11 protein-coding genes are annotated in these 12064 nt (G+C 58.1%); 3 read left to right on the plus strand and 8 right to left on the minus strand.

The genetic code is table 11. The features are described 5' to 3' along the window. Together ACP7AL_RS25285 and lptB are read right to left on the minus strand one after the other, a co-directional pair. Positions 1-875, minus strand: an 875-nt coding sequence (locus ACP7AL_RS25285) for a B12-binding domain-containing radical SAM protein (RefSeq protein ID WP_425995391.1), incomplete at its 3' end; no start/stop codon positions are given. Between the two features lie 251 nt (positions 876-1126). Further along, positions 1127-1843, minus strand: a complete 717-nt coding sequence (gene lptB / locus ACP7AL_RS25290; RefSeq protein ID WP_425995393.1) for an LPS export ABC transporter ATP-binding protein — start codon at positions 1841-1843, stop codon at positions 1127-1129. Positions 1844-1980: 137 nt separating this feature from the next. On the opposite strand from lptB, the gene ACP7AL_RS25295 reads away from it, so the two are divergent. Beyond that, positions 1981-2952: a fatty acid desaturase gene (locus ACP7AL_RS25295; protein ID WP_425995395.1), complete on the plus strand. Its 972-nt coding sequence runs from the start codon at positions 1981-1983 to the stop codon at positions 2950-2952. On the opposite strand, the gene ACP7AL_RS25300 is transcribed toward ACP7AL_RS25295, so the two are convergent. From ACP7AL_RS25300 to ACP7AL_RS25310, 3 genes are all read right to left on the minus strand, one after another. Continuing rightward, entirely contained in the window at positions 2949-3695 is a 747-nt protein-coding gene (locus ACP7AL_RS25300; protein WP_425995397.1) for a DUF2334 domain-containing protein, read from the minus strand. The two genes, ACP7AL_RS25295 and ACP7AL_RS25300, sit on opposite strands and share 4 nt — an antisense overlap. After that, entirely contained in the window at positions 3692-4885 is a 1194-nt protein-coding gene (locus ACP7AL_RS25305; RefSeq protein WP_425995399.1) for a glycosyltransferase, read from the minus strand. Before ACP7AL_RS25305 ends, ACP7AL_RS25300 begins: the two co-directional genes overlap by 4 nt. A gap of 77 nt (positions 4886-4962) precedes the next feature. Then, complete coding sequence (locus ACP7AL_RS25310; protein ID WP_425995401.1) at positions 4963-6096, minus strand: glycosyltransferase family 4 protein; 1134 nt, start codon at positions 6094-6096, stop codon at positions 4963-4965. A gap of 358 nt (positions 6097-6454) precedes the next feature. Between ACP7AL_RS25310 and ACP7AL_RS25315 the strand changes: the two genes are divergently transcribed. Beyond that, on the plus strand, positions 6455-7429 hold the full coding sequence (locus ACP7AL_RS25315) for a hypothetical protein (protein ID WP_425995403.1): 975 nt from the start codon (positions 6455-6457) through the stop codon (positions 7427-7429). Here ACP7AL_RS25315 and ACP7AL_RS25320 read toward each other — a convergent pair. The 3 genes from ACP7AL_RS25320 to ACP7AL_RS25330 form a co-directional block, all read right to left on the minus strand. Then, positions 7426-8610, minus strand: a complete 1185-nt coding sequence (locus ACP7AL_RS25320) for a glycosyltransferase (protein WP_425995405.1) — start codon at positions 8608-8610, stop codon at positions 7426-7428. The two genes, ACP7AL_RS25315 and ACP7AL_RS25320, sit on opposite strands and share 4 nt — an antisense overlap. A 127-nt stretch (positions 8611-8737) precedes the next feature. After that, positions 8738-9898 (minus strand): glycosyltransferase family 4 protein, encoded by a 1161-nt coding sequence (locus ACP7AL_RS25325; protein WP_425995407.1) that lies wholly within the window; start codon positions 9896-9898, stop codon positions 8738-8740. Between the two features lie 116 nt (positions 9899-10014). Beyond that, complete coding sequence (locus ACP7AL_RS25330) at positions 10015-10218, minus strand: hypothetical protein (protein ID WP_425995409.1); 204 nt, start codon at positions 10216-10218, stop codon at positions 10015-10017. 313 nt (positions 10219-10531) lie between these two features. Here ACP7AL_RS25330 and ACP7AL_RS25335 point away from each other — a divergent pair, with 313 nt between their 5' ends. Next, the gene (locus ACP7AL_RS25335) at positions 10532-11677 is read left to right on the plus strand and encodes a hypothetical protein (RefSeq protein ID WP_425995411.1); all 1146 of its coding nucleotides are present in this window, start codon (positions 10532-10534) and stop codon (positions 11675-11677) included. Positions 11678-12064: the final 387 nt, after the last annotated feature.

The following is a 12064-nucleotide window of genomic DNA, read 5'->3' on the forward strand; positions in this document are numbered from 1 at the left end:
GCGCGCGCAACCTTCTCGATAAATCCAGGAATTCGGTGACACAGGGTATCGACCTGAAATATGAGCGACGGCTTGAATCCCTCATTCTCCCGCAACCAGATGATACGATCCAGAATCGATTCCCAATTCCGGTTTCGCGCAAAATTGTCGTCCGTGACAAAGAAGTTCGTCACACCCTGCGCGGCGTTGGCGCGAATGATCTCCTCCACGTCGTCCGCCGTTCGGTGCCGGGACTTCCGGCCCTGAACGTTGATAATCGTGCAGAAGCTGCACTGAAACGGACAGCCGCGTCCCGCATCGAAACTGGTGAAATCAGTGACCTGCCGGCGGATATTCTCGGCCGGAAGAATGGGAATTTGCGCGCCGTCGAGATTGGGAAGCTCGTGGAGGCAGTTATAAATCGGACGCAACTTGCGTTCGAATGCATCGCGAAGCAGATTTTCCATCTGCCCTTCGGCTTCGCCCGCGAACAGCGATACCCCCATATCTAGAACCTCCTGGATATCGTCGGGCAACGCGGGCAGCATCGACAGACAACCGCTGATATGAAAGCCGCCAATGACGACGGCGATGTTTTTGTCGCGAAACTGGCGGGCAATATCGACCGTGCGGGGAAACTGGTTCGACTGCACGCCGACCAGACAAATCAGGCCTGCGCCTGCCTCTTCGATCTGACGTGCGATGCGCTGGCAATTGACGACCGTGTTGCACTCGTCGATGGCAACGACGTCAATTTCGATATCCGGTCCGAATATCCGGGCGTCCGCAGAATGGCGCACGAGACCGTAAACACTGGCCAGGCTGTTGGCCGGGATCAGGGAGCGGCGCCATTGAATCACATAGCCGTCGTCGTCGTAGCGCGACGGCTTGATCAAGAATACTTTAAATCTGCCCCCGCTCATAACATAGCCTTCGGCCATATTGCTCGATCAAAACGAGAGTTTGACACGGTTCTTTCGCTAAATCTAACTCGATTTGCTGGTGAATTTCACCCGATGCGCATTGCGTATCTTGTTTTATCGGCATTTTCGCCGCCGCTATCCGCGATCTGCTGGCCTTTGCTGCGGCGGAAGACATTCCCGCCCTCGGACCGACCGCCGCCGCCGAGATGATCTCCGGATGCGAGCTAGAGTCTGAATCCTGCGCCGAGGTAAATCCGCCGGACCGACGGATCATTGACGATGTCCGCCGGCGGCCCATGGGCGAGTACGTAGCCGGACTGGATGATATAGGCGCGGTCGACAAGACCGAGCGTCTCGCGCGCGTTGTGGTCTGTGATCAGGACGCCGACGCCACGGTCGGCGAGTGAGCCGACCAGCCTGCGGACATCGCTGACGGCGATCGGATCAACGCCTGCGAACGGCTCATCCAGCAACACGAAGCTCGGCTCCCCGGCTATCGCCAGCACAATCTCACAGCGCCTCCGTTCGCCTCCCGATAGCCGGGCGCCCACAGCATTGCGGACTTCCGACAGACCGAATTCCGACAGAAGAGAGTTGAGCGTCTTTTTCCTGCGGGCCGGGCTGCTCTCGATCGTTTCAAGCACCATCAGAATATTCTGCTCGACGGTGAGCGCCTTGAAGATCGAGGCTTCCTGCGTGAGATAGCTCAGGCCACGACGCGCACGTTCGAACAAGGCTGCGGATGTCACATTCGCTCCGTCGAGGTGTACGGTTCCCCGGTCGGGCGTCACAATCCCGGCGAGCATTCCGAAAACGGTTGTCTTTCCCGCGCCGCCCGGGCCTATCAGGCCCACAATGTCCCCCCGCCGGACGTGAAGGCTGACATCCCCCACAACCGTTCGATCACCAAAAACCTTGGCCAGATTTCGAGCATCGAGCATTGTCGGAAAGCCCGTGTTTTTGAGGCGGTTAGGAGAAGCCCTAGCATGAGAAAGCTGGGTCAGGCCAATGGCTTCGAAGGGAAGTACTTCCCATCGACTTCGGCCCGTGGCAGGGTCGGATGTCGAAGGAACCCACCATGACCAGCGCCTTTGATTTTTCCACGCCCGCCCAACCTCATCCCGAACGAACCAAAGCGATCCTGCGGCAACATCCGGATGTCCGCGATCTCATGGGCCGCAATCCCTGGACCGCGGCAATTCTGATTGCGGTTGTCCTGCTGCAGGTCGGCCTGGCGGCGCTCATGGGACACCTTGGAACAACGTATTGGTGGCTGGCGCTGATCGCGGCATATCTGGTCGGCGCTTTTGCCAACAACTGCCTTTACGTGATCATTCACGAAGCAACCCATAACCTGATCTTCAGGGACCGAAGGCTGAACAAACTGGCAGCGATCGCTGCCGATCTGCCAAATATCCTGCCGGCGGCAATCGGCTTCAGCATCTGTCATCTGGAGCACCACGCCTATCAGGGTGACTACGACCGGGACGCCGACCTCGCCAGCCATTGGGAGGCAGATCTCGTCGGCAATCGCTGGTACGCCAAGGCGATCTGGCTGATTCTCTTTCCGGTTCTACAGGTCGCGCGGCCGGCCCGGTTTAGTTCGATATCTGTCATGAACCGATGGACAATCCTCAGTGTTGTCGCCGCCGTTACTTTCGACATCGCCATTGTCCTGTTTTGCGGCTGGACCGGCCTGCTTTATCTTGCTGCATCCGTCCTCTTCGCACTTGGACTGCATCCCCTCGGCGCCCGCTGGATTCAGGAGCACTACACGCTCGATGCCAAACAGGAGACGTTCAGCTATTACGGCCCGTTGAATTTCCTCACCTTGAACGTCGGCTACCACAACGAGCATCACGACTTTCCTTCGATTCCGTGGAACAGGCTTCCCGCGCTTCGTGCGAAAGCGCCGGAGTTTTATGACACTCTTGAATCGAAACAGTCGCTCTCTAGACTTTTGGCACAGTTCATTTTCGATCCGAGGTATTCACTGCACTCTCGCGTCGTCCGCGACCGGATGCAGGCGCAACGGGGTCCTGCAGCCTAAAGAGCATTCCCGAAATCAAGCTCACTGGTAAAAAGCATCTCTCGTTTGCTCACCAGGCGAGCCAGGTTCTCGCGAATGCTGTCCACGGTTTCCGGATGATCGAAGTCGAACGGGTGCATCGCGACACGCAGAATGTCTTCGTTGTGCCAGTGCCTGGTGAGGAGCGGTGCCGCGATGACCGATCCGTGTTTGCGCAACCAGGATCGCGTCGCCCACGTAATAACGGGACTTCGCAGGCTTTTCCCCGTTGCGACGGAAAATAGCCGGCTGTGATCTTCGGTGTAGTGAAGACTGCTGTCGCGCAGGATCGAGAATAGGTGCCGATTGAAAAGCCATGCCGGCGCAACGAAGCCCGTCGGATCGCTCCGCAGGCATTGACGGAAAACAGCAAGTCCATCCTGAATGCGACGTTGCTGGTCGATCGCTTCAAGCGGAAGAAACTCCCCTTCGCTCCCTGTCAAAAAACGGCGCCGGAAGCGATCTCGCGGGGATAAAGCAACCGAAGCCGTCGCCTCGTCCGCGTGTGTATACCCATGAAGAAACCACTCAACATCAAAAGCGCGATCACGGCGGCACCAGGCGACAAAATCCGGACTCAGATCGGACCGCCCAAGGGAATGATAATCCGGGATGAGTAGGAAGCTTATTTTGTCGACACCGAGTGCCACACACAGCGCTTCGGCCTTCTGCAGCCTAGGCAAATGAAAGGGCGTCACGTCATGGAGTGAGACCAGAAGCTTCACGACGACCTGCTCGCGATATTCCCGCTCAGACGCGTCACGTAAAGGTCGGCGATGCGCTTCATCGCCAGATCAATCGTTCCCTGCTTCAACGCGAACTCTCTGGCGGCTGCGGCTTCCTCGATCCAATCGCACTCCATCGCCCGCATTACCGTGCGCAGGAAATCGTCGCTATCGTTTGCTCGAAAGATGAACCTGGAATTGGCGTCGCGCAGAAGTTCCCCGGTCCCCCCCGTATCGGGACCGACAACAACAAGGCCCCGCGCCATACCCTCGACCACTGCAAGGCCAAAACTTTCAAAGGGCCCCGGCGCAAGCAATATGTCATGATCGTCGTAGATTTTTCGTACGTCCAGTGGGTCTTCGACAAATCCTCTGTAGTCAAAGCGGGGATGGTTCAGGCCGGCGAAAAAATCCTGCGCTCCGCCCCGGCCAATCACGGTCACGCGGACATAATCGAGCGCCAGAAGACGTGGAACGATATCGCGGATCAGTTGTATGCCTTTTTCGACGTTCAGACGACCGACGAACAGACACCTGATTTCGCTTCCATTGGCGCTCGCTTTGCGAGTGGCAAGCGGCACCTCAAGATAAATGCGCGGAATTCCGAGAGGCACAACCGCCACCCGCACGCTCTCATCCTCAAGGCGGCGCTGCATGACTCGTGAGGAAACAACTGTTAGATCGTAGGCGCGCTGCACCCGGTAAAACAGCGATGCCAGGGGCCGGAGAACAGCCGCCTTGCGCAAACCTTGAAACGCTCCCCTGTTCGCCCAAGGCAAGAGGTGCGTGAGGATGGGATCGCTGTGGAAGTAGCTGACCAAAAGCCCCTGATAGAGACCAAGCTTCTTGATCAGCAGGCAGAACAGTCCCGACAGCCACGGCTCTCCCACCTCGATAACATCGGGTCTGCTCCCGCGAATGACACGATAGACGCCTGCGTAATCCAGCATGAATCGATAGCCGCTCGGATCGCGCGATACGACCGGCCCGTAGATTTCAGCTGTCGATACGTTTTGATCGCTGTCCCGCCAACTGAATCGCGAGCCCGGATGGACCAGAACGTACCGATGATCAGTCTGGCCGCTGAAATGCTTGATCCGCGCCTCGTAGAACGCACGAATGCCGCCCGCGCGGCGCGAAAAGAAAGTGTTGATGTCCAGGAAGGAAAAACTCTTGCGGCCGCCCTGCATCTGCGTCCGCGGCGTGTCGTCCAGAACCGTTGCGACCTGACCACCTGGATTTGGGTTCATGAGGCCACGCCCGAATCTTATAGCGTGCCGCCGAGCACGGAACGGTAATAGCCCAGCATGCGATCCATGGCGGCGTCCCATGAAAAATTCAGGCTTCCCTCGCGGGCGACCGCCGCCATGCGGCGGCGCGCGACCGCGTCGGCCACCAGGGTGGACAAATGGTCGGCAAAATCTCCGGCACTGTTTGTTTCAGCCATGAAGCCGGTCACCTGTGGAATCACAAGCGAGCGGCTACCCGTCGCGAAGGCGCAAACGGCCGGCAGTCCGGACGCCATCGCTTCCAGCGTGACATTCCCAAAAGTCTCGGTCTGGCTCGGGAAGAAGAAAATGTCCGACGACGCATACGCCTGCGCAAGATCCTCACCGTGCAGGAACCCAGGAAATATCGTATCCGGCAGCCTCTCCTCAAGCCACGCTCGCTGGGGCCCGTCACCGACGGCGATGCTTCGGTGAGCAACATTTCGCCGCTTCAATTCGTTCAACGTATCGGCCAGCAGGTCGAGACCCTTTTCGCGAACGAATCTGCCGACAAAAACAATCGCCACCTGATCCGGGGCAATCCCGTAACGCGCGCGCCATTCCTGGGAACGCTTGGCGGGATGAAATCTCTCGACATCCACACCGCGAGGCCATGCTGCGAGATTGTCCGCAAAACCCTGTTCGCGCAGAACATCAGCCATCGAGTCTGACGGTACGTAAACCTGCACGCAGTTGCGATAGAAAAAGCGAAGATAATTTTCGACAGGCTTTTGAAACAGCTTCAGCGGCGCGTAAAACTTCACGTAGGTGTCGTAGCGCGTGTGATACGACGCAACCACCGGCACCTTCAGTCTTTGACCCAGTCGCAAGGCTTGATATCCAAGAATATCCGGCACGGCGATGTGAATGATGTCCGGATCGAACTCCTCGATGTCCGCCTGCAGGCGGCGCGGGAGGCCAAGCGCGAGCCGGTATTCAGGCCTCATTGGGAGAGCGACCGACGGCACCGGCGTGAGATCACCGCGATGCTCGAGAGCGGGACAGCCAGCGACGGGAGCAAATATCCGCACCTCGACACCCTTGTCTTCGAGATGGCCCACCAAACGATTGAGCGTCAGCGCGATGCCGTCCTTGATGTAGTTATAGGAACTTGTGACGAGGCAGACTCGCATCGGACGAGAAGCCGACGCCCGCGGTACAGCCGGGGCGAATGCAGCCGATGCCTCTGCCATATTCATGGGTTTGAAATCAGCGAAAGAAGAGAGGCTTCAATCATCAACGAATATCCCTTTGGACAGGTGTCTTGTGCCCGATGGCCGCCACAACGGCCCGATAATCTGGCGGACCATACCAGTCCGTTGCCACCCCGAGAATGGCCGAATAGCCCCGGGCGGGCAGACCTTAGGCGGCCGAATTAACAACAATCCCCGAGTTCTCAGCCCCTTTTCGGCTCCCGCAACGGCTCCGTCGTGGACAACGGCGCCAAATGATGGGATCGTTTGGTGGGGTCAGTGAGCACGTCCGGGGCGTATGAACACCGTCGTACAGGTGGGGGGTGAGTTCGGGGAAGCGGCCGAAAAGCCGAGGTCCGTGCCGTTCCATTTTGCCATGCAGGCGTTGCGCTGGGGTGTCCCGGTTATCCTGCTTGGCTTCATCGGGCATCAGCTTGCCTCGATCGGCTGGCTGGAGATCTGGCGAGCGAAACCGACTGCTTTGAGCTTCTATTTGCTGGTGCTGGTACCCTTCTTCATCCAGCCCGTGGCTGATCTCCTGATCTACCGAAATCTCTGGAAGGTCGAAAAGGCTCTGCCGCTTTCGATATTCCTGCGCAAGCGCTACCTCAACGCGATGGTGCTCGATTATTCGGGAGAGGCCTATTTCTACTTCTGGGCTCAACACAGGCTTAGCCTTGAGAAGACCGCCCTGCTGCACGCCATCAAGGATAGCAACATTCTCTCGGCAGGTGCCGGTCTCGCAATGGTCTGGCTGGTCCTTCTGCTCCTTTCGGCATCGGGCGGCATCACGCTTCCGACTTTCTTCTCAACGCATTTGTGGACCTCGATTGCGATCGCCTCCCTTCCGCTGATGTTCTGTCTCATTCTCGTGTTCGGGGGCCGTAAGGTCACGACCCTGAACCGGCAGCAGATCGCATCGACATTCACAATTCACCTGCTTCGGAGCGCCATCGCATTGGTGCTTCAGTTCGGCATCTGGTGGCTGTCGGGAGCACTTCCGACCGCGATTGCATGTTTTTATTTCGTGGCTTTGCGCCTTCTGATCTCGAGATTGCCGCTGCTGCCGAACAAGGATCTGCTGTTCGTGGGAACCGGCATTGCAGCGGCGAGTTTTCTGACACTATCAACGGAAGCTGTGGCCGCCGTTTTGATGATCACAATCGCGGTCGATCAGTTGCTGGGTTTCCTGCTTGTCGGCATGCCGTGGTTGCTCGGGCGGTTTTCATTTTCTCGGACGCAGAACCACGAAAACGCATCTGCTGTCCGCTAGATCGCTGCCGATCCCTCGTGCAGGGAAACAACGCGTTCCATTTCGGCCTGAAGAACGGTTCCATGATTGACGGCGTTGAAATCTTTTTCAATCCGGCGCCGGGCGGCGTCACCTTGACGGCGTCGCAGGGTCTCGTCGCCAAAATACGCCAGACACGCGTCGGCAAGCCCCTTGATGTCCGGCGGAGCGCCCGTCACGAGTTTCCCCTCCACGCCGTCGTCAATCATCTCGCCGATCCCGCCCATCCGGAAGGCGATAACCGGCTTTGACAGGGCCATTGCCTCCATTACCGCGCGCGGCAGCGGATCCTCATAAACGCTCGGCACAACAGCGACATCGAAATCGGCGACGTAGGCGCGAACGTCCGGGCGGAAACCGGCAAAGATGACCCATTCAGCCAGGCCGAGTTCACGCACCAGTGCCCGGCATTCTTCAAGATGATCTGGGCGCATATCCTCTGGCGTATCGCCGAAGATCACAAACCGGCATCGCGCCCGCTGTTCATCCGTCAACGCATCGATGACGATGCGTGCCGCCCTGATGAGTTCGATAAATCCCTTCCGCGGCAGAATACGGCCATGACTCCCGAAAACCACGGTCTGCGGCGCAAGGCCGAATTCATCGCGCAGAACCGGTTTGACGGCGCCGCTGTCAAACTCAGCAATATCCAGCGCGGTTTGGATGGCCCTGACCTTTTGCCGGCAGTTGGAAAATTGCGTTTCGGTCGCGCGCGAGACGCAAATGATCGATCGAACGTTTCGACCCGCCGCAAGCGCGGAGTGCAGCCGCCGGATGGGCGGAGCCACGGAGGGATAAAGAACATGCCAGATCACCGGCACGCCGGTGATTGCCGCAATCGCTCCGCCCGCAAAATTTGCGGTCGTTCCGTTGCAGAAAACGAGGTCGAATTTTTCCGTCCTCACCCGCTTGATAAGCCTCAGCATGGCTCCTGTGGCGCGGACCACATTCGCAACGGCGCGCGATGCCTTCAGTAAAATGGGGGCATCAAAGTCAGTCCGCTCCATCGGCCTTGAGACCGGCTCATAGATGTTTTCAATGAGATCAGGTTCAAAGAACAGATTCTCGGCGACGTTGGCGCTCTCCAGCCGGTGGCTGACTACCCCTTCCCGCGGGATCAGCGCCGTTCGGTGAATACGCTGTGGATCGAGAAATTTCAGCACGTATAGAATGGTTCGGCCCGGCCCGCCATTTCGTGACGTATCGTTGATGAAAAGAACGCGAAGCCTCCGGTCCCGCGCGTCTTGCGCCGACGATGGCTTGGGTTCAACTGTCCGCAAGACTGAACCGTTAGCTGGCGGTGACGGCAGTTGCATCGCTCATTTCTCGATAGACGGCCGCATAACCGGCGCACATTTTCTCAATGGTGAAGCGGGATTCTGCGAGCAACCGAGCATTCGCGCCATAGTCCACACCTTTGGCCGTGTCATCGGCAGCCCGGCGAAGCACTGTCGCGAACCCCTCAATGGAGTCCTCCCTCACCAGCCACCCCGTTTCCCCGTCCGTTACAATCTCTGGAATTCCACCACCGGCGAAAGCGACAATTGGGCGGCCCATTGCGGAAGCTTCGAGAACAGACAGACCGAAAGGCTCTTCCCGTGAACAATTGATAAGAGCGTCGCTGGCAGCGATTACACCTCGCGGATCCGGTTGGTATCCTGTGAAATGAACCCTTCCCGCAACACCGCGCCTAGCGCAGAGCCTTTCCAAGGCGGCGCGCGCCGTGCCGTCTCCGGCGATGGTCAATTCGACGCCCGGTGTCAACGCAACCGCTTCGATGGCAAGCTCTATTCGTTTACTCGGCTCAAGCCGAGAAACCACTGCGATCGAAAACGGACTGTTCTTTCTCGCAGGCAAAACATGAAAACGACGCGTATCCACACCGTTATGGATCACGCGAATCTTCGGTGCTGACGCCGGAGAAATGACTTCGACAAAGCGGCCGACAAAATGACTGACGGCGGCAATCGCTGTGGTTTGATCGAGCGCCCAGTGCCGAAACAGTGCACAGGATGGGTCTTGATAGTGCCGGACGCCGTGCTCGGTCCGCAGCACCGGCAATTGACTGCGTGCGCCCGCCCTCACACCCAGAATGTGCGAGGCGAACGTATGAACGTGAATGACGTCCGCCCTCTCTGTCTTTATTAAATCAACCAGCCAGGCGAGGTCCGCGGGACCGAAGGCCCTCCACAAATAGCTCAGACCGTTTTCATGAACCGGCCCGCGGTCCCGGACATGAAGCCCGGAGTCCTGCAGCAGCTTGCGCAGTTCAGGATTGGGCGTCATGAGCGCAACCGTATGGTCCGCACCGGTGACATCCGGCCGGGAAGCCAGATCGATCAGAAAGCGCTCGGCGCCGCCGATGTCTCCGGCCACGACAAGATGCACGACCTTCAGTCGCGCCTTCCCGCCAGCAAAGACAAAGGCCCCAGTCACCATCGCTGCGGTCAATACCGGCGGCTATTCGGGGGGTCAAGCGCCGCGGCCGAGAGAGTGGACTCGACGAGCCCCCTGCTTCAACCTACTCTGGCCTGACATTCGGCCAATCGTCCCAGCCGTAACGACGCTCACGGTCCATTCCCGCCCTCTTCCGGATCCGCTATCCGCGATGCACCCATTTCCCGCGCCGATACAACGCCTACGATGAGCCAGCCTGTTTCGACTTCCCAGCCGATCACTTCGCTAACACGGATCTTGCCGTGGCTGGCATTTGCTGCGCTCGAGGTCTGCGGTCTCGCCGTTTTCTGGGTGTTTGACGCATTGCCGTTCATGGATCTGCCGGCCCATGCCGGAGTGATTGCATTGCGGACCGCCTATCCGGGGTCTGATTTCCTTCGCCAGTATTTCGTGCTCGACCCGCACCTCGGCGGCTATTCAGCATTTCGATTTCTAGGCGATCACCTGGCGGAATGGATCGGACCGATGGCGGCGATCAGAACGCTGGCGTCGCTGCCGGTACTGGCATTGCCCGTAGCGGTTCTCTACGCCCGGAAGCGCCTTTATGGCGATGCAGACCCGTTCTTTGCATTCGCTGCGCTTATTCTTTGCTTCGGCTTCATGACCGTACTCGGCTTCGCGAGCTACATGATATCGCTCGCCATTCTCATGATCGCCGTGACGGAATGGCTTGCGCTGATGGCAAAGACGGATGCCGGCGAGCCAACGATCAGCCAGGAAGCATGCACGGCGATCCTCGCCGCTCTCGTCCTTGTCTTTCACGGGTTTGCCGTCGCAATCTTCGGATTTCTGGCGCTTGTCACCGCCTTATCGACAGGTGAGCGGTACAGACGCATTTTTCAGCTCCGCGTCTTTGTACCTGCGGCTCTAGTCGCGGGCTACTCACTATGGATCGAACACATGGGAACGCTGCCGGACGGCGGCGTATCGCCCCATGCTTTGCTAACACCTTCGTTCCAAGGCGCGCTCGACAAGCTCAGCCTGCTTGCGACGCCGGCGCTGATGACGCGTACAGGCATCGACATCCTGATTGCCGTGACGCTGTGGCTGATTGTTGCGGGGGCCGCGGTCAGATTTTACCGGACTTCCAAAACACTGGATTCATCAACACCGAAGTCGCGGCATACGCAGGCGCTGATGGCGGCAAGCGCATCGACTTTCCTTCTGTTTCTGCTTCTGCCGCATTCAATCGGATGGTTCGGCTTTGTCGATGGCCGGGTGCTGCCCGTGACAATCCTGACCGCAATTCTGACGCTCGATACCAGAGCGGTCCGCGGCCGATTCCAATCGATACGACTAGCCGCCGTGGAAACTGGGGCCACAATCAGCGTGGCGCTTGCGCTCTTTGCATCAAGTCAATTTCAAAACGAAGCAAACGGCGCGTCCGATGTTCTCTCAAAAGTTCCAGCACGCAGCCGACTGCTCTATTTCCCGCTCGAGCCCGACAGCAGAATATTTACCGGCCATCCATTTGTTCACTACGACAAATTGATATTAATTCAGAGACCCATTGTTCCAAGCGATTTGTGGTTTCATCAGGGGACGGCGATTTATCCAACTCGAATAAACCCTAACCTGTCGCTTCCCGCGGATTTCAAGGCGAGCAACCTCAAGCCCATCGTATGGCCGCACTACAAGATCGAAGATTGGGACTACGTCCTCATCCGCATTGCGCCGGATTCTGCGCCCCCGCAGTACCCCGACTCTCTTTCGCTTGTGATACATCGCGGTGGATGGTGGTTGCTGCACACTCGAACACCGGAAACCAAGTGAGAGATCACCATAACGGCTCGACGCGCGTCGACTGCTTCCGGAAAAGTCAAAGTACTCGCGTCATCGCGATAGCCGTAGCGAAACATCTAAATATCGAAACTGCATTCCATAACGCCCCATTACGCGAACTGAGAATGTAGACGCCAGATAGAGAAGTCACTGTTGGCCCAGAGAGCTATCGCCCAAAGTTGGTGACGGCGGGAATCGGGAAGGCGGCATATCGTGGGGGTGCTTGACGCCTCCACTTCTCCACCGAAGGAGCGATATGCCGTGTTCAAAGATAACATCATCAAGCTGATTCAGCCAGGAAACGTCGACGATCAACTCACCGAAATCTTGCGCAATGGGGCGCGTGCTCTGTTGGCCCAGGCGGTCGAGGCCGAGGTC

The organism is Afipia sp. DC4300-2b1 (assembly GCF_049895725.1).
GTDB classification, from domain to species: domain Bacteria; phylum Pseudomonadota; class Alphaproteobacteria; order Rhizobiales; family Xanthobacteraceae; genus Afipia; species Afipia broomeae.